The 20330-nt window shown below is 73.1% G+C and carries 27 protein-coding genes; 17 read left to right on the top strand and 10 right to left on the bottom strand.

Features of this window, described 5'->3' with window-relative positions:
• Window positions 1-6 precede the first annotated feature (6 nt).
• Window positions 7-228 (bottom strand): hypothetical protein, encoded by a 222-nt coding sequence (locus CP974_RS15680; RefSeq protein WP_031130081.1) that lies wholly within the window; start codon window positions 226-228, stop codon window positions 7-9.
• A 482-nt stretch (window positions 229-710) separates the two neighbouring features.
• Between CP974_RS15680 and CP974_RS15685 the strand changes: the two genes are divergently transcribed.
• Together CP974_RS15685 and CP974_RS15690 are read left to right on the top strand one after the other, a co-directional pair.
• Window positions 711-2024, top strand: a complete 1314-nt coding sequence (locus CP974_RS15685) for a hemolysin family protein (RefSeq protein ID WP_031130079.1) — start codon at window positions 711-713, stop codon at window positions 2022-2024.
• Complete coding sequence (locus CP974_RS15690; protein ID WP_031130078.1) at window positions 2021-3100, top strand: hemolysin family protein; 1080 nt, start codon at window positions 2021-2023, stop codon at window positions 3098-3100. The genes CP974_RS15685 and CP974_RS15690 overlap by 4 nt, the downstream gene beginning before the upstream one ends.
• A 193-nt stretch (window positions 3101-3293) precedes the next feature.
• Here CP974_RS15690 and CP974_RS15695 read toward each other — a convergent pair whose 3' ends face one another.
• From CP974_RS15695 to CP974_RS15710, 4 genes are all read right to left on the bottom strand, one after another.
• The gene (locus CP974_RS15695; RefSeq protein WP_078915470.1) at window positions 3294-3533 is read right to left on the bottom strand and encodes an antitoxin; all 240 of its coding nucleotides are present in this window, start codon (window positions 3531-3533) and stop codon (window positions 3294-3296) included.
• Between the two features lie 40 nt (window positions 3534-3573).
• Window positions 3574-4146: a TerD family protein gene (locus CP974_RS15700; RefSeq protein ID WP_140160816.1), complete on the bottom strand. Its 573-nt coding sequence runs from the start codon at window positions 4144-4146 to the stop codon at window positions 3574-3576.
• A 77-nt stretch (window positions 4147-4223) separates the two neighbouring features.
• Window positions 4224-5036, bottom strand: a complete 813-nt coding sequence (locus CP974_RS29660) for a hypothetical protein (RefSeq protein ID WP_051839216.1) — start codon at window positions 5034-5036, stop codon at window positions 4224-4226.
• A gap of 8 nt (window positions 5037-5044) precedes the next feature.
• Entirely contained in the window at window positions 5045-5620 is a 576-nt protein-coding gene (locus CP974_RS15710; protein ID WP_031130074.1) for a TerD family protein, read from the bottom strand.
• Window positions 5621-5872: 252 nt separating this feature from the next.
• Between CP974_RS15710 and CP974_RS15715 the strand changes: the two genes are divergently transcribed.
• Window positions 5873-6337: a hypothetical protein gene (locus tag CP974_RS15715; protein ID WP_196786090.1), complete on the top strand. Its 465-nt coding sequence runs from the start codon at window positions 5873-5875 to the stop codon at window positions 6335-6337.
• Window positions 6338-6424: 87 nt separating this feature from the next.
• On the opposite strand, the gene CP974_RS15720 is transcribed toward CP974_RS15715, so the two are convergent.
• A complete protein-coding gene (locus CP974_RS15720; protein WP_051839215.1) occupies window positions 6425-6691 on the bottom strand; it encodes a hypothetical protein in 267 nt (88 codons plus the stop codon).
• Between the two features lie 323 nt (window positions 6692-7014).
• On the opposite strand from CP974_RS15720, the gene CP974_RS15725 reads away from it, so the two are divergent.
• Window positions 7015-7386 carry a hypothetical protein gene (locus tag CP974_RS15725; protein ID WP_031130070.1) on the top strand — a complete coding sequence of 124 codons (372 nt, stop codon included), beginning with the start codon at window positions 7015-7017 and terminating at the stop codon, window positions 7384-7386.
• 238 nt (window positions 7387-7624) lie between these two features.
• Window positions 7625-8329, top strand: coding sequence for a restriction endonuclease (locus CP974_RS15735; protein ID WP_078915846.1), 705 nt, complete (start codon window positions 7625-7627; stop codon window positions 8327-8329).
• Between the two features lie 107 nt (window positions 8330-8436).
• Here the strand turns inward: CP974_RS15735 and CP974_RS15740 are convergent, their stop codons facing one another.
• Together CP974_RS15740 and CP974_RS15745 are read right to left on the bottom strand one after the other, a co-directional pair.
• On the bottom strand, window positions 8437-9372 hold the full coding sequence (locus CP974_RS15740; protein WP_031135553.1) for a PaaX family transcriptional regulator C-terminal domain-containing protein: 936 nt from the start codon (window positions 9370-9372) through the stop codon (window positions 8437-8439).
• On the bottom strand, window positions 9369-10040 hold the full coding sequence (locus CP974_RS15745) for a GNAT family N-acetyltransferase (RefSeq protein WP_051839937.1): 672 nt from the start codon (window positions 10038-10040) through the stop codon (window positions 9369-9371). The genes CP974_RS15740 and CP974_RS15745 overlap by 4 nt, the downstream gene beginning before the upstream one ends.
• Before the next feature lie 107 nt (window positions 10041-10147).
• On the opposite strand from CP974_RS15745, the gene CP974_RS15750 reads away from it, so the two are divergent.
• The 3 genes from CP974_RS15750 (at window position 10148) to CP974_RS15760 (ending at window position 12971) form a co-directional block, all read left to right on the top strand.
• Window positions 10148-11218: an alpha/beta hydrolase family protein gene (locus tag CP974_RS15750; protein WP_031135557.1), complete on the top strand. Its 1071-nt coding sequence runs from the start codon at window positions 10148-10150 to the stop codon at window positions 11216-11218.
• 221 nt (window positions 11219-11439) lie between these two features.
• A complete protein-coding gene (locus tag CP974_RS15755; RefSeq protein WP_078915847.1) occupies window positions 11440-12204 on the top strand; it encodes a DUF998 domain-containing protein in 765 nt (254 codons plus the stop codon).
• 452 nt (window positions 12205-12656) lie between these two features.
• Window positions 12657-12971, top strand: coding sequence for a hypothetical protein (locus tag CP974_RS15760; protein WP_031135561.1), 315 nt, complete (start codon window positions 12657-12659; stop codon window positions 12969-12971).
• Window positions 12972-13311: 340 nt separating this feature from the next.
• Here the strand turns inward: CP974_RS15760 and CP974_RS15765 are convergent, their stop codons facing one another.
• Window positions 13312-13569 carry a hypothetical protein gene (locus CP974_RS15765; protein ID WP_031135562.1) on the bottom strand — a complete coding sequence of 86 codons (258 nt, stop codon included), beginning with the start codon at window positions 13567-13569 and terminating at the stop codon, window positions 13312-13314.
• Between the two features lie 916 nt (window positions 13570-14485).
• Here CP974_RS15765 and CP974_RS15770 point away from each other — a divergent pair.
• Entirely contained in the window at window positions 14486-15055 is a 570-nt protein-coding gene (locus CP974_RS15770; RefSeq protein ID WP_223844391.1) for a nuclease-related domain-containing protein, read from the top strand.
• Here the strand turns inward: CP974_RS15770 and CP974_RS15775 are convergent, their stop codons facing one another.
• Window positions 15056-15814: a GntR family transcriptional regulator gene (locus CP974_RS15775; RefSeq protein ID WP_086731671.1), complete on the bottom strand. Its 759-nt coding sequence runs from the start codon at window positions 15812-15814 to the stop codon at window positions 15056-15058. It lies immediately after the preceding gene.
• A gap of 191 nt (window positions 15815-16005) precedes the next feature.
• Here CP974_RS15775 and CP974_RS15780 point away from each other — a divergent pair, with 191 nt between their 5' ends.
• The 8 genes from CP974_RS15780 (at window position 16006) to CP974_RS15820 (ending at window position 20329) form a co-directional block, all read left to right on the top strand.
• Window positions 16006-16338 (top strand): SCO3933 family regulatory protein, encoded by a 333-nt coding sequence (locus tag CP974_RS15780; protein ID WP_031133860.1) that lies wholly within the window; start codon window positions 16006-16008, stop codon window positions 16336-16338.
• 2 nt (window positions 16339-16340) lie between these two features.
• Complete coding sequence (locus tag CP974_RS15785; protein WP_031133858.1) at window positions 16341-17687, top strand: FtsK/SpoIIIE domain-containing protein; 1347 nt, start codon at window positions 16341-16343, stop codon at window positions 17685-17687.
• Window positions 17688-17981: 294 nt separating this feature from the next.
• Complete coding sequence (locus tag CP974_RS15795) at window positions 17982-18707, top strand: DUF2637 domain-containing protein (protein WP_031133856.1); 726 nt, start codon at window positions 17982-17984, stop codon at window positions 18705-18707.
• A gap of 19 nt (window positions 18708-18726) precedes the next feature.
• On the top strand, window positions 18727-18915 hold the full coding sequence (locus CP974_RS15800) for a mobile element transfer protein (protein WP_023587769.1): 189 nt from the start codon (window positions 18727-18729) through the stop codon (window positions 18913-18915).
• A gap of 15 nt (window positions 18916-18930) precedes the next feature.
• The gene (locus tag CP974_RS15805; RefSeq protein ID WP_031133854.1) at window positions 18931-19248 is read left to right on the top strand and encodes a hypothetical protein; all 318 of its coding nucleotides are present in this window, start codon (window positions 18931-18933) and stop codon (window positions 19246-19248) included.
• 5 nt (window positions 19249-19253) lie between these two features.
• Window positions 19254-19796, top strand: coding sequence for a GGDEF domain-containing protein (locus tag CP974_RS15810; protein WP_031133852.1), 543 nt, complete (start codon window positions 19254-19256; stop codon window positions 19794-19796).
• A gap of 12 nt (window positions 19797-19808) precedes the next feature.
• Complete coding sequence (locus CP974_RS15815; protein ID WP_031133850.1) at window positions 19809-20051, top strand: hypothetical protein; 243 nt, start codon at window positions 19809-19811, stop codon at window positions 20049-20051.
• Window positions 20052-20146: 95 nt separating this feature from the next.
• Window positions 20147-20329 carry a hypothetical protein gene (locus tag CP974_RS15820; protein ID WP_031133848.1) on the top strand — a complete coding sequence of 61 codons (183 nt, stop codon included), beginning with the start codon at window positions 20147-20149 and terminating at the stop codon, window positions 20327-20329.
• The last annotated feature ends 1 nt before the right edge of the window (window position 20330 follow it).

A 20330-nucleotide genomic window follows, 5' to 3' on the forward strand; every position in this document is an offset into this window, starting at 1 on the left:
TCGGGACTACTTCGCCGCCGTGTCCAGGGCGGCCAGCGCCTGGGCCCAGCGGACGTACTTCAGGTCGGCGAGGTCGGCCACCGTCTTGACGCCGAACGCCTGGTCCAGCAGCTCGCCGTCCTTCTCGGAGACGCCCTTCAGCGCGTCCACCGGGGCGGCGAGGATCTCCGGCAGGCTCTTCTCCGCCCACGCCTTGTCCAGCACCTTGTCCAGGTCTATCGAAGCCACAGAGGCCCTCCAGGTAAGTGATGAGTGGAGCGCGTGCGACGGTGCGCACGGGCGGGTGCGGCCGCAGGGCGGCGTCCCCCGGCCCGGGGCGTGCGGGGGTACGGCTCCGCGGCGTGGAGCGACCCCGCGTATCGTCTACACACGTGTAGAAGCATAGGGCGCGGAACGCGTTCCGTGGTAGCTGCCCGGAAACGGAGCGTGGCCGGTTTCGCACGGTGAGCCGACCTCGCGGTGAACGGGGCGGACGACGTGGAGGATGTACGGAGAGGGCTTTCCGCGTACGGCCTCGCCGCGTCTCCGCGACCGGCCGGCCGCCGCGCCCGCCCTGTCCCCCTGCGTAAGGAGTACGTCTTGCCCGCCAGACCGAAGGTCCCCCCGGGGACCGGCCCCCGACCCCGCCGCGCGGCCGCGCGCGGAGCCGCGTCGGATGACTCCGAGGACGGCTCCGCGCGCGGTGCCGTCGGCCGGACGGGCGGTGTCCGGTGACCGCCGCCGTGCTCGGCCTGCTGGCCGTGCTCGTCCTGACGGCGGGCACCGGCTACTTCGTCGCGCAGGAGTTCGCGTACGTCGCCGCCGACCGGCTGGCGCTCGCCCGCGAGGCGGAGGCGGGCGACAGGCGCGCGGCCCGCGCGCTGCGGGTGCTGGAGCGGCTGTCGTTCATGCTGTCCGGCGCGCAGCTCGGCATCACCGTCACGGGCCTGGTGGTCGGCTTCCTGGCCGAGCCGTCGGTGTCGGTGCTGCTGGAGCCGGTGCTGGACGGCGTCGGACTGGCCGGCGGCGCGGCCACGGCGGTCTCGGTCGTCCTGGCCTTCACGATCGCCACGGTCCTGCAGATGGTCGTCGGGGAGCTGGCGCCGAAGAACCTGGCGCTCGCGGTGCCGGAGCGGCTGGCGAAGTCCCTGGGCGCCTCCACACTCCTCTACCTGAAGATCGTCGGGCCGATCGTGCACGTCTTCGACAGCGCCGCCAACAGGCTGCTGCGCCGGATCGGCATCGAGCCGGTGGAGGAGCTGCACCACGGCGCCACGCTGGAGGAGCTGAGCCACCTGATCGGGGAGTCGCACGAGCAGGGGCAGCTGCCCGCGGACACCGCCGTACTCCTCGACCACGCCCTGGAGTTCTCCGAGCGGACGCTGGACGAGGTGATGGTGCCGCGGGTGGACGCGGTGTTCGTCCGCCGGGACGCCTCACTGGCGGAGGCCGCCGAGGTGATCGCCGCACACGGCCACTCCAGCTATCCGGTGCTCGGCGACCACCCGGACGACGTCCTGGGCGTCGTCGGCGTGTGGGAGCTGATGCGGCTCCCCGAAGCCGACCTGGCGACCGTGACGGCGGGCGAGGCGGCCCGGCGGCCCCTGCTGCTGCCGGACACCCTTCCGCTGCCGGACGCGGTGGAGCGGATGCGGGAGCGGGACGACGAGTTCGCCGTCGTCCTGGACGAGCACGGGGGCGTCGCGGGCATCGTCACGTACGAGGACATCGCCGAGGAGCTGGTCGGCGACATCGCCGACGAGACCGACACCGTGGTGCGGCTCGCCGTCGCCGACGGGGCCGGCTGGATCGTCGACGCGGGGCGCCGCCTGGACGAGGTCGAGCAGGCCACGGGCATCGCCCTGCCCGAGGAGGAGGACTACGACACCGTGGCCGGCCTGGTCATCGACCGGCTGGGGCGGTTCCCCGCCGTCGGTGACCGGCTCGACGTGGAGGGCGTCGCCATCGAGGTCCTGAGCCTGGACCGGCACGTGCCGGAACGGGTCCGTATCGAGCGCTCCGCGGCCGAGGAGGCCCAGGCATGAGCTTCCCCATGGCACTCTTCGTCACCGTCGTGCTCCTGGCCGCCAGCGGGTTCTTCGTGGCCGCCGAGTTCGCCCTCGTCGCCGCCAGGCGCCACCGCGTGGAGAAGGCCGCGGCGGAGGGGCGGCGCGGCGCGAAGGCCGCCCTCGCCGGGATGCGCGAGCTGTCCCTGATGCTCGCCGGCGCGCAGCTGGGCATCACCGTCTGCACGCTGGGCCTCGGGTCCCTCTCGAAGCCCGCCATCTCCCACCAGGTCGACCCCCTGCTGGTGAAGCTCGGCCTGCCCGCCGGGCTCAGCTATGGCATCGCCTTCGCCTTCGCCATGGCCGTCGTGGTCTTCCTGCACATGGTCGTCGGCGAGATGGCCCCCAAGTCGTGGGCGATCGCCCACCCCGAGCGCTCCGCGATGCTCCTCAGCCCGCCCTTCCGGGCCACGGTCACCGTCGTACGGCCGCTGCTCCTGGTCCTCAACCGGGTCAGCAACGCGCTGGTCAGGCTCTGCCGCGTCCAGCCGCGCGACGAGCTGACGGCGGTCCACAACCGCGAGCAGCTGGCCCACCTGGTCGCCGAGTCGGAGCGGCTCGGGCTGATCAACGCGACCGACTCGGAGCTGATCACCCGCTCCCTGACCGAGCCGCAGACCCCGGTGGCCGACCTGATGGTCCCCGCCGCCCGGATCGTGACCGTCCCCGCCGGCGCGGGCATCGACACGATCCTGTCGACCGCGACCGCCGCGGGCCGGGCACGCCTCCTCGTCACGGAGGGACGGGCCGCGGACGCCCCGGCCCCGGACGCCCCGGCCCCGGACGGGCGGGCCGGGAACGGGCCGGCCGTCCTCGGCTCGGTGCACGCCCGCGACGCCCTCGTGGCGCGCGCCCGCGGAAGGACCGCCACGGCGCGGCAGCTGGCCCGGCCCGTACCGGAGCTGAAGGGCGCCGACAGCCTCGCCCACGCCGTCGAGCAGCTGCGCAGGCACCGCGCGTCCCTCGCCGTCGTCCGCGACGCCGACGGCCGGCTGACCGGACTGGTCAGCCTGGACGACCTGCTGGCCCGCCTCCTGGGCTCACGGGCCGCGTAGGCGACGCGAGCGCGCGAAGGGCCCGCGCCCCCCGGTCGGCACCGGGGGGCGCGGGCCCTTCTGTGCGGGGCGGGCGCCCGCCGGGTACGCGGCCCCCGCCCGTCCTTCGCCCCTCGTCGGCCCTACGCCCCCCGGGCACCGGCCCCCGGCCCTCCGCCGGGTACGTACGCGGCGGGCGCCGGTCGGCGCGGCGTCAGTCCGCCGACTTCCGCTCGCCGAGGCGCTCTACCAGGCTCCGGGCCCTGTCCACCCCGGCCTCGATCCGGTCGGTGTACCTGCCGTCGGTCCTCGCGTCGACGAGGTCGCCGGCCTTCTGCAGGCCCTGGGCGATCGCCTCCCCGTGGGTCGCGGCGAGGTCCTCCGCCTTGTCCCCGAGGTCCTTGAGTCTCTGCGGGTCCGTCAGGCCCGCCAGGTTCCTGAGGCTGTCGAACACGGCTGGTCGCCCCCTTCGTGCGGTGTGCGGTCGCGGTCGGTCACAGATGGGCGGCGACGGCCGGCAGCAGGTCCTGGAACGTACGGCCCTGGGCCGGCTCCCCGATGGCGGACATGTGCCAGTTCCCACCGGCCCGGTGCACCTTCGCCATGATCTGGGCGGTGTAGGCGCCGCCGCCCGAGAGGGTGTAGCGGGCCAGTTCCTGTCCGTCGGTCTCGTCGATGAGGCGGCAGAAGGCGTTCCGCACGTCGGCGAAGGTCTGGCCGGTGAACGAGTTGACCGTGAACACGATCTGGTCCACGTGTGCGGGCAGGCGCGCGAGGTCCACCAGGATCGCCTCGTCGTCACCGCCCTGGCCGGCGCCGCCCACCAGGTTGTCGCCGGTGTGACGGACGGCCCCGTCCTCGCTGACCAGGTGCTGGAAGAAGACGACGTCCACCGGCTCCCGTCCGGCGAACAGCACGGCGGAGGCGTCGAGGTCGACCTCGGCCGGCCCGGTCAGCCGCGCCAGGAGGCCCTTCCTGGGGGCGGCCTGCCAGCCGAGCCCCATCCGGACGACGCTGAGCGCGCCGCCGCCCGTCTTCTCCAGGCTGATCTGCTGGCCCTTGGTCAGGGTGATGGCCACTGGCGCACTCCTTGGGGTCGAGGCGAAGCGGGACGGGACCGGCCACTTCGGGCGATACGTCGAATCTACAGGACTGTAGAAGTGGGTGGGTGGGCGGTCGCGGGCCCGGCGGTGACGCCGAGTTCGCGGTGCAGCCAGGGGAGCAGGCCGCGCCGCAGCAGGGCCTCCTCCCAGGCCGCGTGCGCCTGCGCGGCCGACCGCCCCGGGGCAGCGGCTCCGCCGGGACCGTGCCCGTCGGAACCGTGTCCGTCGGAACCGTGTCCGTCGGGACCGTGCCCGTCGGGACCTCTGGCGGCAAGGTCGGCTCCGTCGGGGCCGGTGGCGTCATGTCCGGTGGCGCCCTGTCCGGTGGCGCGGTGGCGGGCGGCGGTGAACGCCAGGCCGCCGCCCGCCGCGAGCCCGGCGAGGGCTGCCACGGCGGCGGCGGTCCAGCCCGTGCCGACGAGGGTGTCGGCCGGCGTCCGGGCGACGTCCGCCAGGCGCAGCCCGTACCCCAGGAGCAGGAAGATCACCGCCGCGGCGGCGGAGAGCAGCGGCGTGAGCACGACCAGGGCGGCCGCCAGGGCCCTGACGCCCTCGCCGCCGGGAGGCGGCGGGTCCGCCGCCGCGCCGGACCGCGCCTCCAGCAGGGCCGCGTACTCGGGCGCCGCCTCGGCGGCCAGGGAACCGGCCGCCGCGAGGGCGCGGCCGCGCAACTCGCCGGCGGTGCACGGGGCGCCGGGGCGGCCGAGCGCCGCGCGGACCTCGGGCGCCCGGAGCGCCTCGCGCAGCGCGCGCTCGAACGCGGCCCGGTCCTCGGGCGCCAGGGGTGCGGGCCCACCCGCGGGGGCCGGCGGTCCGGGCTCGTCCACGAGCGCCGGCCGTACGGGCTCGTCCACGCGCGGGGTCAGACGTTGACGCCGAAGTCGGCCGCGATGCCGGCCAGTCCGGAGGCGTACCCCTGGCCGACGGCCCGGAACTTCCACTCGGCGCCGTGCCGGTACAGCTCGCCGAAGACCATGGCGGTCTCGGTGGCGGCGTCCTCGCTGAGGTCGTAGCGGGCCAGTTCGGCCCCGCCCGCCTGGTTGACGACGCGGATGAAGGCGTTGCGGACCTGGCCGAAGCTCTGGCCGCGGTTGTCGGCGTCGTGGATGGAGACGGGGAAGACGATCCGGGTGACCTCGGCGGGCACGGCGGCGAGGTCCACCTTGACGGTCTCGTCGTCGCCCTCGCCCTCTCCGGTGAGGTTGTCGCCGGTGTGCTCGACGGAGCCGTCGGGGCTGGTGAGGTTGTTGTAGAAGACGAAGTGCCGGTCGGAGGGGACCTTGCCGGAGTCGTCCAGCAGCAGGGCGCTGGCGTCGAGGTCGAAGTCGGTGCCGGAGGTGGTGCGGACGTCCCAGCCGAGCCCGACCACCACGGCCGTCAGGCCGGGGGCCTCCTTGCTCAGCGAGACGTTGCCGCCCTTGGCGAGGCTCACACCCATGTCGTCGTTCCTCTCGTGTCCGCGGGCCCGACGGGGTGGCCGCCGGCCCGAGCGGTGTCCGGAGCCCTGAATCTACAGCACTGTAGAAACAAGGTGGGCCGGAAAGCCTGTGCCCACCCCTGCCGGGGACCCCCGCCCCGCGCCCTCCCTCGGGTCCCTCCACCTCCCCGCGTCCCCGAGCGTGAGCCCGGTGACGTCTCGCGGAGTCGAGCGGAAGCGGGGGTACGCGTGGCCGAACGGGGCGCGACCTGGGTGACGTTGAAGGAATGGGCCGCACAGGTGGGCTACAGCCACGGCTACGTGGTGCACGTGATGCCGCGGTACTACCCGGACTTCCCGGCCCCCGAGCGCCCGCGCAGGGGAATGGGCGACAAGGGCGGGGGCGGGGGCAGCGCGCTGTACGACCCGGCCAAGCTCGAGCCCTACCGCCCGCGGCGGCCCGCACCGGTGGAGCCGGCCGGGGAGGACCTGGACCGCGAGGTGACGCTGGGGGGCTTCGCCCGGCTGATCGGGGTGGACGGCCGCAGTGTGACGCAGATCAAGGACGATCGCCCCGACACCCTCCCGGACACGGTGGACGGGCGGCGCTGGTACCCGAGGGCGCGCTACCACGTGCGCGACCTGCTGCTGATGTGGAACAGCCGCCCGGGGCAGGGGTCGGGCTCGGACCGGAGGCGCCCACCGCTGCCCTGGACCGCGCCGCGAGCCGAGGAGTGACACGGCGACGCGAACGGGGCGGCACCGCGGCGGGCCCGGCCGCCGCGCCGCCTGCCGGCCGCCACCTGCGGGACGCGGCGCGGGACGTCAGGGGAGACCCGGCCCCGCGCGCCGCACCCGTACCGCCCACCACCTCCGGACCAGGTACCCCGCCTCGCCGACGGCGACCAGGAGGGCGGCGGAGGCGGCGCTCGGCGCGAGGCCGGCCGGTCGGCCCACCGCGTGGCCCAGCAGCCACAGCGTGAGGGCGAGCACGGCCCACCAGGCGACCAGGGAGGCGACCTGCCGCCCCCGGCGGCGGCCCGCGCGGCGCGCTGCCGTCGGCGCGGGCCCAGGACTCCACCGCCGTGTCATGGGGCCTGCCTTCCGAGGGGTGTGCGCCCGGCATCCGCCTGGTACCGGGAGGGTCCTGCGACGCCTCGCGCCCGTTCCCCGGCGCGGATACGACCTTACCGAGGGCGCGGACTCCCGGCAGGGGGCCGCCCGGCGAGGAGGGAGCCCCCACACTGCCGGGACCCGGCAGTACCCCCACCGGCCGCGCACTGGCATGCTCCCCCCAAGCCCCAAGCCCCAAGCCCCAAGCCCCAAGCCCCATCGCCCCATGCCCCCTCATCGCCCCGGCGAGCGTGGGAGCGGCGCGGCCGTAGGCGACGCGTTCCCGGGAGGGAAGCACCAGCATGGACACGCTCTGGAGCAGGACCCCGGATCTCGCCCTTCTCCTCTTCGGCCCGCTGCTGGCCTGGACCGCCGGGGGGTGGTGGCGCCACCCGGAGCGGGCTCCCGCGTGGGCGGCACGCCGTCGGCCGCGGACGGTGCGTTGTTGGGCGGCGGCCTTCGTACTCCTGGGCATCGGCATGGGAAGCAGCGGTGTGTACGGCCTGACCGGGCTGCCGGAGCCCTGGCTGGCCGGCTTCTGCCGTACGGCGGGTCCGCTGCTCTACCTCCTCGCCGTCTGGGGCCCGGCGGTCCGCGAGGCGCTGGGGCGAGACGAGGGCCGGCCGGCCGCCCCCGCCCCGGCCCGAGGAACGCCCCGCGGACCGAAGGACTAGGAGGCGCAGAGGCACCACCACCAGCGGCACCCCGCCCCCGCCCCCACCCCACACTCAGCGCCCCCACCCCCACCCCCACCCATCTCCCGCTCCCGCCCCACACCCACCGCCCCCGCCCACGATCCGCCCCCACCCGCGAAGCCCCACGGCCTACCGGGATCGGCCACTGGCCGAACCGCGCCCTTCCCGGGTGCCGCGCCCTTCCCCAGACTGCTGCACCGGACGAGGAAGGGGCGTCATGGCGGCGGCACGGAAGAGGCGGGGAGCGGCGGCCCGGAAACGGCGGGAACGACGGCTTCGGGGCGGCCTCGTCGCCGGGGGTGTGTGCGTCGTCCTCCTGGTGGCCTTCTGGGACGTGGTCTGGCCCTACCTCGTCGGCGGCCTCGTCCTGGGCGGGGCCGCCGCCGGCGGGTGGTGGCTGTGGCGCACCGACCGGCTTCTCAGGGGCGGCGACCGGCGGTGGCGCCGGGAGGAGGCCGTGAGGGCGGGACACCGGACGCTGGCCGAGGTCGACACGATGACGGGGACGGAGTTCGAGGACTTCGTCGTGGACCTGTGCCGGCGGGACGGCTGCACCGAGGCCCGCAGGGTCGGCGGCTCGCACGACAACGGTGCCGATGTGCGCGGTGTCCTCCCCGACGGCCGCAGCATGGTGATCCAGTGCAAGCGGTACACGCCGAGGAGCAGGATCCCCAGCCGTGAGGTGCGCGATCTGCTGGGCGCGAAGGCGCACTTCAAGGCCGACGTGGCGATCTTCGTGGCCACGACGTACTTCAGCGGCCCGGCCGAGCGGTTCGCCACGGAGAACGACATCCTCGCCGTCCACCGCGACCACCTCGGCCTGTGGAACAACGGGGCGTCGCTGCTGTCGCTCGCGGCGGTGAACGGCCTGGGCCAGGGCGACCGCAGGCACCGCGCGCGCTGGAAGCGGACGTACGACTAGCGCCCGCACCGCCACGTAGGACGGCGGGGCCGCGGGCCCCCGCGGCCCCGCCGGGCGGACCGGAAGGCCGCGGGCCCCCGCGGCGCCCCCGGCCGGTCGGGCGGACGTCAGGAAGGCGGGGGCGCGGGGGCGGCGGGAGCCGCCGGAGCGGGGACGGCGCCGTCGTGGAGGCGGAAGAGGCGGAAGAGGCGCGGGCGGTCGGGGCCCTGGCCGCCCGCGTCGTCGAGGGCCTCCCAGCACCGCGCGGCGAGTGCGCGGGCGCGGGCGCCGGGCCAGGGTCGGGGGAGCAGTTCGGGGGGCAGCAGGGGGTCGGGTTCCATGGCGGTGGTGAAGGACGCGGCCAGTTCGATCGCGTACGTCAGGCGCTCGGTGTCCGTGGGGCGGTCCGGGCCGGAGAGCCGGGCCAGGCGGGCGGTGGCGAGGGCGGCGAGCGCCTCGTGGCGGTCCGCGATCCGCTGGAGCGGCCAGAGCAGGGCGGCCAGCCGGGCCGGGTCGGTCTCGTCCCCGACCCGCAGGTCGCGGCTGGTGAGCCGGGTGAGGGAGGGCAGGACGCCCAGGTGGCGCGCGTGGGCTTCGACGCTCTCGCCGATGGCGTTGGCGCTGACGTACAGCCCGCCCTGGAGGGGGGCCGCGCCGAGGTGGAGGAGGGTGTCGCGCAGGTTGTCGCGCGCCTGCCGTGAGGTCTCGGGGATGGCGAAGGCGAACAGGTGCCAGGTGCCGTCCCAGGGGGCGAGCCCCCGGTCCTGCCGGTAGGCGTGGCGGACGTACTCGACGTCCGGTGCCACGGCGCCGGTCGGGTCGGCGGTGGCGCGCAGTACGGCCTTGCGCCCCCGCCCTTCCTGGGTGAACCGCCCTTCGGCGACGAGCCGTTTGAGGCAGAGCCGGACCTGCTGGTCGGTCATGCCGAGGGCCCCGGCGACGGTGTACAGCTCGCCGGCGTCGACGGTGCCGTCCTCGCGGACGAGGGCGAACACCAGGGTACGGGTGGCGATCTGGGGCGCGGCGGGCTCCGCCGCCGGGGCGCCCGCGGGGCTGCCGGTCATCGCTGCTGCTCCAGGGGGTCGCCGGGCGCGCCGCCGCCGGGACGGTCCGGGACGGTGCGAAGCATCGTGGTGACGGCGCCGAAGCCCATGAGGCCCCTGAGGTAGGGGGTCCGCTCGGTGTGGACGGCGGTGAAGCCGTGGCGCTCGTACAGGGCGCGGGCGCGCGGGTTCACGTCGATGACGTCCAGGCGGATCCGCGAGCAGCCGTGGTCGGCGGCGACGGCGGCGGTCTCGGCCAGTAGCCGGCCGCCGATGCCGCCGCCGCGGTGGGCGGGGTCGACGGCGATGCCGTCCATGACGAGCTCCCCGGGCTCCGGGGTCCGTTCGAGCAGAGCCAGCACGGCGAGCCGCGGCAGGCCGCGGAGCATCCCGTAGGCGCACAGCACGTCGCGTACGCCGCCACCGGTCAGGCCGCGCCCGCCCAGCCGGTGGCCGGCCACGCCCACGACGTGCTCCTCGCCGGGGGTGAGCGCGACGACCGCGCGGTCGTGGTGGAGGTGGCGGGCGAGGAAGGCGCGGCCGCGCTCGGCGGGGCCCAGGGCCGCGCCGAGCTTGCGGCCGAAGGCCTCCCAGTACAGCCCGGCCACCCGCTGCTCGGCGCCTCGGGGCACGCCCCGCCTGATCACGGTCGCCGCGTCCACGGCTCCTCCTCGCACTTCGTCTCCCACCCTCGCATCGTACGCACGAACAGTATACGTTCGTCATCCGTACGATCGTTTACGCATTGAGCGATTCAGCACACCCGCGACCGACCGAGACCCGACCGGGGGAAGACATGTCGACAGGACCTCGAAGCACGGCATCGACGCGCCGTCGCCGGGTGGCGCGGGCCGTACTCGCGACCGTGGCGGCGCTGACGGCCGCGGCGGCCGGACTGTTCGGCCTGGTGGTCTGGCAGCACACCTACGACCTGCGGGAAGAGGCGGTGACCATACGGCACGGCGGCCGGACCCTGCACGGTGTGCTGGCCCTGCCGGAACAGGGGGAGGGCCCCTTCCCCCTGGTGGTCCTCGTCCACGGGGACGGGCCCGTGGACGCCACGCACGACGGCTTCTACCGGCCGATGTGGGAGTCCTTCGCACGGGCCGGGTACGCCTCGCTGTCCTGGAACAAGCCGGGCGTGGACGGCGCGCCGGGCGACTGGCTCGACCAGACGATGGCGGACCGGGCGCGGGAGGCCGCCGACGCGATCGCCTGGGCCCGGCGGCGCCCGGACGTCGACGGCCGCCGGATCGGCCTGTGGGGCGCCAGCCAGGCCGGGTGGGTGCTGCCCGAGATCGCCGCCGAGGACGGCCGGATCCGCTTCGCCATCGCGGTCTCACCGGCCGTCAACTGGCTCCGGCAGGGCCGCTACAACCTCCTCGCCGAACTGCGGCGGGACGGCGCCTCCGACGCCGAGGTCGCCGCGGCCCTGCGCCGCCGCGAGACCGGGCTGCGACTGCTCGCGCGGGGCGCCGCGTACGAGGAGTACGTACGGGCCGTCGGGGACCCGCAGGGCATGACGGCCGCCCGCTGGCGGTTCGTCTCGAAGAACCACACCGCCGACGCCGGCGCCGACCTGCCGGCCCTGCGGGGCATCCCGGTCCTGCTGGTACTCGCCGGCCACGACGTGAACGTGGACACCGCCGAGACCGAGGCCGCCTACCGCAGGCTGCTCCCCGCGCCGCCGCTGCGCGTCGCCCACTACCCCGACGCCGCCCACGGCCTGGTCAAGCACGCGGTGGAAGCCTCCGCACCGCGCCTGACCCTGACCGCCCTGTGCGCGCCGCGGGCCCTCTTCGCCGACGGCTTCCTGGCCGACCAGAGGCACTTCCTGTCCTCCCTGGACGCCGCGCAGGGCCGATGACCTTCTGCTCCTTGGCGAGCCGGTCGTCGCTGGGCTGGGGGACCATCCGCCACACGGCGAGTGCGTCGGCGCGCTGATGGCGGACGAGCGTGCCGAGTGGCGCACCGGGGGAGGGGTGGCCCCGCTCTTTCTGTGACGCAGCACACGTCCCCGCGGCCGGTGAATCCGTCTGCTGCCGTCGGTCATAGCAGCGACAACACCGACGAGAGTGAGGCCCGTTGATGACCCAGACGCTCGATGTCCCCCGGCACGTCGTCCCCGCCAGGCCCGCACCCGGCCTCGTGGCCCGGTGGGCGGTGGTGGGCGGTGTGGTGGCGGGGCCGTTGTTCCTGGTGGCCGGAATCGCCCAGGGCCTCACGCGCGACGGCTTCGACTTCACCCGTCACGCGATCAGCCAGCTCGCCCTCGGCGAGGCGGGCTGGATCCAGACCGCGAGCTTCCTGCTCGCCGGCGTGCTGCTGGTGGCCGGTGCCGCCGGACTGCGACGGGCGCTGCGGGGCGGCCCCGGTGCTGCCTGGGGGCCCGCCCTGATCGGTGTCTTCGGCATCTCCTTCTGGGCCGCGGCCTTCTTCCCGGCCGACGCCGGTGCGGGCTTTCCCGCCGGTTCGCCCGACGCAACCGTGATGAGCGGGCACGGCGGTGTCCACATGGCCGCCGGCATGGTCGGCTACCTCGCCCTGTGCGCCGCGTTCCTCGTCCTGGCCCGTCCGCTCGCGGCCCGGGGCCTGCGCGGCTGGGCCGTCGCGTCCCGCGTCGCACCCGTACTCGTCCTCGCCGGCTTCGCGGCCTCGGCCGCCTCCGTCCTGGCGTTCACCGCGGGTGCCGGCCTCGGGTTGCTGTGGCTGAGCGCGGTGACGGCCCGCCTGGCCGGCACGCCGGCCGGCCGGTGGCCCGCCGAGCTCCGAGCCGCCCCGCCCCGGGCGGAGTTGTCACGCACGCCCGACAGGGCACCGTCCTGGCGCCGGAGGCACCCGGCCGGGCACTGAGAACGAACCCCGCGACCTCGCACGCGCGCCACACGCCCTCGGATCCGGCCCTTCCGCCGCGTCGGGGCGCGCCTGGGGCACGGCAGCCCCCGAGAGAGCCGGACAACGACAAAGCCCCAGGCTGCTGGCCTGGGGCTTTCGTATGGAGCGGGTGACGGGAATCGAACCCGCGCTCTGAGCTTGGGAATCACTGCATCTTTCGCCCGCAAACGTGCTGTGACCTGCGGCAACGGGTGCCAGGAAGGGCTCATGGGCTCGACCTAGCGCCCGCTGTTGACCCTGGTGTACCGCTCCTTCGGGCACGGATCGGGCACGATGCTGAGCACCGCTCTAGGAGTTCGCTCACTGGGGCCGTGCGACGCGCTCCGTGCCCGCGACTCCTCTGAATCGCTCCCGCGCCGTGAATGCCGTAGGCCACACTGATTGCTCGGCTGCAGTAACAAGGGGGGACTATGAGCAACCCGTACATCAACGCGCCCATCCGGGCCCGCATGTACACGACCACACTGCACAAGGTGATCTGGGTTGTTGTGGTCGTGGTGTCGGCCGGCCTCTTGGCGCCGCCTCTGTTCTTCATCGCGGCCAAGAAGCGTGTCGTCAGCATGGCTGTACCTGCGGTCTACGCAGCGGTCATTTACGGCTCGGCGATCCTGGGGTCAGTGCTCGGCAACCCGAAGAACTGGACCGGGGGCGTCCTCGCCATCACGATGATCACTGCCGCCGTGCATGCCGCCATCCTCGATACAGACTGGAAGCCGGGCCGGTGACAGCGCCTGCTTCACGGTCGGGAAAGCTGGTGCTGCGAAAACTGAGACGGCCCGGCATAGTACCGGGCCGTCTCCACCTGGCGCGCCCTTCTGATCCGTAGCTCTATGTGGAACGTTCGGTGGCGGTCATACCGGTCGAGATACGGCTCTGCAAGGGTGCTGCCGAATGAGATGGGTTGTTGTACTTCGTTGCTGTACCGCCACCTCAGGGCCTCATCCCTATCAAGTCAAGCACGACCTCCCAGGACCTGGGCGGCCCCCAAGCTACGGGCCATCAGCCACCCGCAACGGACCGTGCTCGTCCCATCTAGTTCGCCGATGTTGGCGTCAGCGGCTGATGTCAGGCATCGATCACGGGCTTGACACGCGGCCGCGGCAAGCGCACCTGGAGCAGCTGAACAACCTGCAGGACGATCACCACGATTACGAGCCACGTCGCCTGCCGCAGAACACCTGTCACGGTGTCTCCGTTGATGACGCAGGCAAGCAGGACCCCCATGATCAGCAGGGACTCCTTGCCACTGTCAGTGGCAGATGCGAGAGTACGAAGCAGGTGGTTGTCCGACAGCGGAACGCCACCGAGAGCCGGGAAGGGCATAGATCCTCCAAGGTTCGTAGGTGGGCGCGCCTGTTTCCTTTTGGCCGAGGGGTAGGCGCGCCCTTTCCCGTTACCGAAGACGCTACGCCACGCCTCTGACAGCTGTGACCTTTGGCGCTCCTTCAACTCCACCTGCGCTTTTGCTCGTTGGCGACAGGTCGAGTGCACAGCTGTGGACAGGCCGGTCGACGCTGTGGATAGGACGCTGTTTACGCAGCGTGAGGGCCTTACGGGCTGTGATGCCACGCGAGAGTTATCCACAGAGATTTGTGGAAACTCACTCAAGGTGACGTATATCACACTTCCTTCGTCTCGCCCCCGCCTCCCATGCAGGCGCACCTCATGTACCCACCACCCTCCCCAGCTTCCATCCCGTCCGCCGTCGACCCACACACCCTGGAGCGGGCGTGGTCCAGGGCGTCAAGGTGGAGCGCCCAACTGGACGAACGACCTTGACGCCCTGGGCCGCGTCTGCTCGGCTCTGCCTGGGTCGATGGCGGACGGGATGGGAGCTCCCCACGCACGCCCCTACGGACCCGCAGCCGGAAGCGGCGCCCCCGCCATCCCGGTGCCGGCCGATCCCCCGCCGGAGGCATCAGGCTCTGACCGTGCCGTGCGGACGGTGCTCGGCTCATGGCCGCCGGGCCCTATCCACCTGTGGGCGGGCGTCGGCGCAGCGCGCGCGGAGCGGGCCGAAGGCAGGAGCGTCGCGCGGAGCGGAGCCGGGAAGCCCGCCCGGCGGAGCGGAGCGCAGCCGGGGCTTGATGAGGTAGAGAAACCTGTAACAACTCCTGGCCGATTGGGCTCTTGGCGCTGATCATGCCTTCGTGGTGGTGTAGCAGCGAAGCCATGTGCATGAGGGGGCAGGGTGCAGCCGTTATCGGATGACTTGGCGCGGAACCGGCCGGGCGACGCGGTGCGCCGCAAGATTCGGGAGCTGCAACCGAACCCGCTGCTCAGGCTGCTGGATCGATGGTCGGCGGACCCACGGCTTCGCAGTTGGAAGGTCGGACTCGTAGGTGAGCGGCTTACCGGCAAGCGCTTGGACAGGCTCCGAGGCCACGGCTGGTTCACCCTTCACGCCGTCCAGTGGGCGACCGGCACGGACGTCGATCACCTCGCCATCGGCCCCGCCGGCGTCTTCACCGTCAACTCCAAACGGCACCCCGGAAAGACCGTCTGGTACGGGGACACCGCCATCACCATCAACGGCAGCCGGACCCGCCACATCGCCGCCAGTCAGTCCGAAGCGCGCCGAGTGTCCCGTGTCCTGTCCCATGCCTGCGGGTTCAGCGTTCCCGTCCGGCCCGTGATATCCGTGGTGCACGCGGCGAAGCTCACGGTCAAGGGTGCGAACCCGCCGGTGCTCGTCCTGGCGGTCGAGCACATCGACCGGGTGCTGTCGGGGCTGTCGCCGGTGCTTTCGCCTGATCAGGTCGCCCACATCTACGGCGTTGCCCGGCAGGCCCGCACCTGGGCTGGATGATCAGGCGTCGAAGTCGTACTCCAGCACGTATGCGGCGGAGTCAAGGACCATCTCGTTCACTTCGACAGGGCGCCCCTCGTCCGCGAACGCCGTGCGACAGATCATGATCACCGGGGTGCCCATCGAGAGTTGGAGACGATTCACTTCCTCTTGCGATGGCATCCGGCTCCGGATCTCCTCGCGGAAGTGCACGGGCTTGTAGCCCAGCTCGGCCAGACGGGCGTAGATGCCGCCGGGGCCGGTGTCCTGCTGGGTGATCGCCGAACCCGCTACCAGATCCGCGGGCAGGTACGACGTGGCCAGCAGCACGGGCTTGTCGTCCAGCACGAAGCGACGGCTGCGCACACAGGCGGACGCATCGGCCTCGATGCCTAGCACTCGGCTGATCCGTTCGGGTGCCGTTGCCTCGGACACCTGCACCTGGTCGACCACCAAGGTTCGGTCCTCGATGTCTGCGGACCAGATGGAACGCCCCTCTCCCCACTGGTCGCGGGACAGTCGCTGGATGCCTCGCCGCCTGAGCGGCTTGAAGTCGCGCACGAAGACGCCCGCGCCCTTACGGGACTCGGCAAGACCCTCGTTCTGGAGCACACCGAGCGCTTGCCGCGCGGTCATGCGAGCCACCTCGTAGGTGGCCATCAGGTCGTTCTCTCCCGGTAGCCGATCACCTGGGCCGTACTCGCCGGCCTGAATCGCTTCCCTCAGATCGTCCGCGATGCGCTGGTACTTCGGCCGGCGTCCGCTGCCCTGGGTGGCCATGTGATCCCTCCTCTCTCCTCTCTAGACACCTTAGGGGCGATCAGGCGTTCGCCCCAACCGGCGACTTCCCCGAGAGATCGAGTCGGCACCTCTCTAGAGACCTGTTGACATCTCTAGAGAGGTGTCGTTCTATGGAGCCATCTCTAGAGAGGTTGCTTACAAGGGGCGGCCTCAGGGACGAGGGGACAGCTATGCCGTCGTTCAAGATCGACCTTTCGACCGCGGTGGTGTTCGTGGCGACCGCGCCGACGCCGAAGCTGGTGAGCAAGCAGACCGGTGAGCGGGCGGTGGACCGGGAGACCGGTGCGGGCCTGTCCACGGTGGGTCTGCTGATCTCGGATGAGGGGGAGGGGAACCTGTACCAGGTGACCGTCCCGGAGACCGGTCTCCCGGAGGGGCTGGCGCCGGGTATGCCGGTGTCGGTGATCGGGCTGAAGGCGCGGGACTGGGAGAACACGTTCAACGGGCAGACGCGTCACGGGATCTCGTTCCGCGCGGTCGCCGTCACGCCGGCGGGTGCCTGATCGTGTCGGACCTGTCGACGTTATGGGAGGTCGGCCTCCCTCTGGCCGGTGCCGGTGGTGGTCTGGGATACGCGAGGGCTCGCGCGCCGCGTGTGTTCTGGTCGCTGGTGGGTCTGCCGGTGGCGCGGGTGCGGTTCGCGGTGACGTACCGCTCGACGATGGATGTGTGTGGGCTGACGGTGCAGCCGTCGCGTCTGCGGGCGTTCATGGTCCGCACGGTCGCCCGCCGCGTGGACGTGCAGCCGGTCCCGCCGAGCATCCGCCGCGTGCGGGGCTCGTCCACGGGGATGCGGGTCACGCTGCGTCTCCCGGCCGGTCTGGAGCCCGCGGACGTGGTGGCGGCCTCTGAGCGGCTGCGGCACGCCTGGGGCGTCCACTCGGTGAACGTGGTGGAGACCCGGCCGGGGTTCGTTGAGCTGCGGATGACGGGCTACGACGTGCTGCGGCGGGTGAAGATGCCGCGCCGCATCCCTTCCGGGCCGATGATGGTTCCGGTGGCGCTGCGGGAGGATGGCACGGCGTTCGTGCGGGACTACTTGAAGGTTCCGCACGCGCTGACGCTGGGTGCGAACCAGTCGGGCAAGTCGATGTATCAGCGCAACCTGATCGCCGGACTGGCCCGGTTGCCGGTGGCGCTGGTGGGGATCGACTGCAAGCGCGGGGTTGAGCAGCGCGGGTACGCGCCGCGTCTGTCGGCCCTGGCGGTCACCCCGGAGGAAGCGGCCGGTCTGCTGGATGCGCTGGTGGGCGAGATGGAAGCGCGTTTCGACCTGCTGAGCGAGTACGGCGCGGCCGATGTGTGGGCGCTTCCCGACAAGGTGCGTCCGGTGCCGGTCGTGCTCCTGGTGGACGAGATCGCGGAACTCTTCCTCGTGACGGGGAAGAAGGATGAGGAGCGCCGGGACCGGATGGTCACGCAGATGATCCGCATGGGGCAGATGGCCCGCGCGGCCGGCATCTTCCTGGAGGTGTGCGGTCAGCGGTTCGGCTCCGATCTGGGCAGGGGCGCCACGACGCTGCGGGCTCAGCTCACCGGGCGGGTCGTGCATCGGGTTAACGACAAGCAGACCGCCGACATGGGCCTGGGCGACATCGCCCCCGATGCGGTCGTGGCCGTGCTGACGATTCCGCCGGACCGGCCGGGCCTCGCGGTGGCCGGTGACTCCTCCGGCGGCTGGTCCCGCATCCGCACCCCCGAACTCAGCGCGACCGAAACCGCCGCGCTGTGCGCCCAGTACGCGCACCTGACCCCGCGCGTCCCGGCCTTGGAGCCGTTCCGGCCCGTCGTCACCGTCGCACCGACGGTCGACACGGCGCCGCTGGTCAAGCCGGTGCCCGTCACCGAGTAACCCCCTGCTGGACGGTCGGCGCGGCCGCATCTCGCGCCAGGTCCCTACCCGATCCATGCCCGAAACCGAAGGGAACCGTCATGGCTACCACGAAGAAGCCCCCGGCCCCGCGCCGTCGCCCGCCCAAGAAGCCCGCCCCGGCCCCGCCGCCTTGCGACACGTGCGCGGGGACCGGGGAGACCACGACCGCTGTGCGGGTCGGTCGTAAGCGGCGGGACATCGGTGCCATCCAGTCCGCGTTGTGCCCGGACTGCTTCGGCACCGGCACCGCCTGACCCAGGAAGGAGGTACCCCGTGCTCCGCTCCCTTCGCGTTGACGCCGTGCTGGTGCAGGCCGTGATCGCTGGTGCGCTGTCTTTCGCCCACCTGCACGACCTTGCGGAAGCAGCGGGCCAGGACGGGTGGAAGGCGTGGGCGTACCCGGTCAGTGTCGATCTGCTGTTGGTGGCGGCCTGGCGCCGGATGCGCAAGCAGGGTGACAACCGCGCCGCCTGGGTGTGGTTCGTGATCGCCCTCGCGGCGTCGCTCGGCGCGAACGTCGCCACCGCTGGACTGCTCGACCTGAACGATGTACCGGCCTGGCTGCGCATCCTCGTCGCCGGGTGGCCCGCGCTGGCCTTCCTCGGCGGAACCCTCCTCGTCCACGCTCCCACGCACACAGAGGACGAACCGACCACACCCCCGGCACCGGCCACCAAACCGGACCGCGTTGCCCCGGCGTCGGCCCCGGAGCCGATCGCCCTCGAACGGTCCCCGGACCCGGAGCCCGAACCGGACCCGGAGCCGGTCGCGGTCGAACCCGCCCCGGACCCCGTGCCGGAACTGCCCGCACCCGCACCTGCTCCTGCTCCTGCTCCTGCTCCTGCCGTGCCGGTCCCGCCCGCACTCCTCGACCACGCCCGCAAGGTCGCCGACGCCCACCGCGCCCAGACCGGAACGCCGATCGACCCCGCCACCCTGCGCGCCCGCCTCGGCGTCCCCGCCCCGCTCGCCGACTCCATCACCGCCCAACTCGTCTGATCAGAAAGGAGGTACCCCCATGGCGCGCCCGAACCGCTTCTACGACGTGATCCGCATCGGCCCCGTCCAGGTCGGCAGCCACTACGACGGCCGTGGCCGGACCAAGCACACCGCCGTGTGCACGGCCCCCGGCTGCGACTTCTCCGCCGACTACCACCACCGCCCCGCCGCCGAACTCGCCGCCCGCACCCACCGCTGCAACGCCTGAGAGGAGACACCCCTCGTGTTCACCCCGAAGTACCCGCCCCCCGACACCGCCACCGCCCCGCCTACGGTGCCGCAGACCCTCAGCGACACGGCTCCGGTCGACCTGGCTCAGGTCTCCACGCCGCTGCCGCAGACCCGCGCCGCGTCCAGGACCACCGTCCAGCTCACGCCCGGCACGGTCGTCGGCGTCGCCGCCGGGGGAACCGCGGTCGTCCTCGTGGTCGGCGCGGTCCTGGTCTCCATGCTCCTGGCCGTCGCCATCACCGCCGCCTCCGTCGCCCTGTGCGCCGTGGTCCTGCGCACGCTGTTCGCCCAGTCCGGCAAGGAGCGCTGAGCGGCATGGACCTGCCCCTGATCGCCACGGCGTTACCCGCCCTCGGGTGGGCCATCCACAGCGGTGTACTGGCCCGCCGCCTGGACCGCGCCCGCCGCGACCCGCTCACCGGCCTGCACACCCGCGCCGGATGGACCACCCGCGCCGAACGCATCCTGTCCACCTCCCCCGCCGCGCTGGTGCTGCTGGTGGACCTGGACGATTTCAAGGCCGTCAACGACACCCACGGCCACGCGGCCGGTGACGCGGTCCTCGTCGCGACCGCCGACCGCCTGTCCGCCTGGTGCGGCCGGACCGGCATCCCCGCCCGCCTCGGCGGCGACGAGTTCACCGCCATCACGCGCCACACCCTCGACACCGACGCCCTGCGGGTCGCGCTCAGCCAGCCCGTTGACCACGCCGGAACGCTCATCCCGGTCGGCGCCTCCGTCGGTGTCTGCCACCGCACCGACCTGCCGTTGCCGTCTCTCACCGACGCCCTGTCCGCCGCCGACACCGCCATGTACCGGGCCAAGGGCCACGGCCGACGCAACAACCACCACCGCTGAAAGGAACCCGTCATGGGCCTGTTCAACCGCAAGAAGGACACCGACACCCCGGCGAACCCGGCCATGGCCGAGCTGGGCCGCGAGTTCGCCATCGCCCGCCGCCACGGCGACCGCAAGACCATGCGCCGCATCGGCCGCGAGTACACCAACACCGCCCAGACCGACGCGGACGCCGCCTCGTTCCAGCAGGGCCAGGAGGCGTACGACGCCATCCCGCCCATCAACCCGCCGCGCCGCAACCAGCGCCGCCGCTGACCGGCCCCCGGGGCGGCCTCGGTCGCCAAACTTCCGCCGCCCCGGGCGCCTCAACCCCCATCCAGATCCAACGGACCCGAAAGGGAGACCCCATCATGCCCCAGCACACCCCCACCGCGCCCGTGTGCCGCGACTGCGACGGCTTCGCCACCGCCACCATCACCACCGGCACCCGCCACGCCGACGGCTCCCGCGCCACCCTCCGCGTCACCTGCCCCGCCTGCAAGGGCACCGGCCACACCACCCCCGCCGCCGCCCGCGTCCGCGTCGGGAAGTGAC

The sequence above is a fragment of the Streptomyces fradiae ATCC 10745 = DSM 40063 genome (assembly GCF_008704425.1).
Lineage (GTDB): Bacteria > Actinomycetota > Actinomycetes > Streptomycetales > Streptomycetaceae > Streptomyces > Streptomyces fradiae.

What these genes read in the sequence shown, in the direction of transcription:
- CP974_RS15740 (WP_031135553.1), bottom strand. Translation starts at nt 9,372, where the DNA reads ATGACCGGCAGCCCCGCGGGCGCCCCGGCGGCGGAGCCCGCCGCGCCC.
- CP974_RS15760 (WP_031135561.1), top strand. Translation starts at nt 12,657, where the DNA reads ATGAGCAACCCGTACATCAACGCGCCCATCCGGGCCCGCATGTACACG.
- CP974_RS15755 (WP_078915847.1), top strand. Translation starts at nt 11,440, where the DNA reads ATGACCCAGACGCTCGATGTCCCCCGGCACGTCGTCCCCGCCAGGCCC.
- CP974_RS15720 (WP_051839215.1), bottom strand. Translation starts at nt 6,691, where the DNA reads ATGACACGGCGGTGGAGTCCTGGGCCCGCGCCGACGGCAGCGCGCCGC.
- CP974_RS15710 (WP_031130074.1), bottom strand. Translation starts at nt 5,620, where the DNA reads ATGGGTGTGAGCCTCGCCAAGGGCGGCAACGTCTCGCTGAGCAAGGAG.
- CP974_RS15725 (WP_031130070.1), top strand. Translation starts at nt 7,015, where the DNA reads ATGGACACGCTCTGGAGCAGGACCCCGGATCTCGCCCTTCTCCTCTTC.
- CP974_RS15750 (WP_031135557.1), top strand. Translation starts at nt 10,148, where the DNA reads ATGTCGACAGGACCTCGAAGCACGGCATCGACGCGCCGTCGCCGGGTG.
- CP974_RS15810 (WP_031133852.1), top strand. Translation starts at nt 19,254, where the DNA reads ATGGACCTGCCCCTGATCGCCACGGCGTTACCCGCCCTCGGGTGGGCC.
- CP974_RS15765 (WP_031135562.1), bottom strand. Translation starts at nt 13,569, where the DNA reads ATGCCCTTCCCGGCTCTCGGTGGCGTTCCGCTGTCGGACAACCACCTG.
- CP974_RS15815 (WP_031133850.1), top strand. Translation starts at nt 19,809, where the DNA reads ATGGGCCTGTTCAACCGCAAGAAGGACACCGACACCCCGGCGAACCCG.
- CP974_RS15820 (WP_031133848.1), top strand. Translation starts at nt 20,147, where the DNA reads ATGCCCCAGCACACCCCCACCGCGCCCGTGTGCCGCGACTGCGACGGC.
- CP974_RS15690 (WP_031130078.1), top strand. Translation starts at nt 2,021, where the DNA reads ATGAGCTTCCCCATGGCACTCTTCGTCACCGTCGTGCTCCTGGCCGCC.
- CP974_RS15780 (WP_031133860.1), top strand. Translation starts at nt 16,006, where the DNA reads ATGCCGTCGTTCAAGATCGACCTTTCGACCGCGGTGGTGTTCGTGGCG.
- CP974_RS15800 (WP_023587769.1), top strand. Translation starts at nt 18,727, where the DNA reads ATGGCGCGCCCGAACCGCTTCTACGACGTGATCCGCATCGGCCCCGTC.
- CP974_RS15775 (WP_086731671.1), bottom strand. Translation starts at nt 15,814, where the DNA reads ATGGCCACCCAGGGCAGCGGACGCCGGCCGAAGTACCAGCGCATCGCG.
- CP974_RS15735 (WP_078915846.1), top strand. Translation starts at nt 7,625, where the DNA reads ATGGCGGCGGCACGGAAGAGGCGGGGAGCGGCGGCCCGGAAACGGCGG.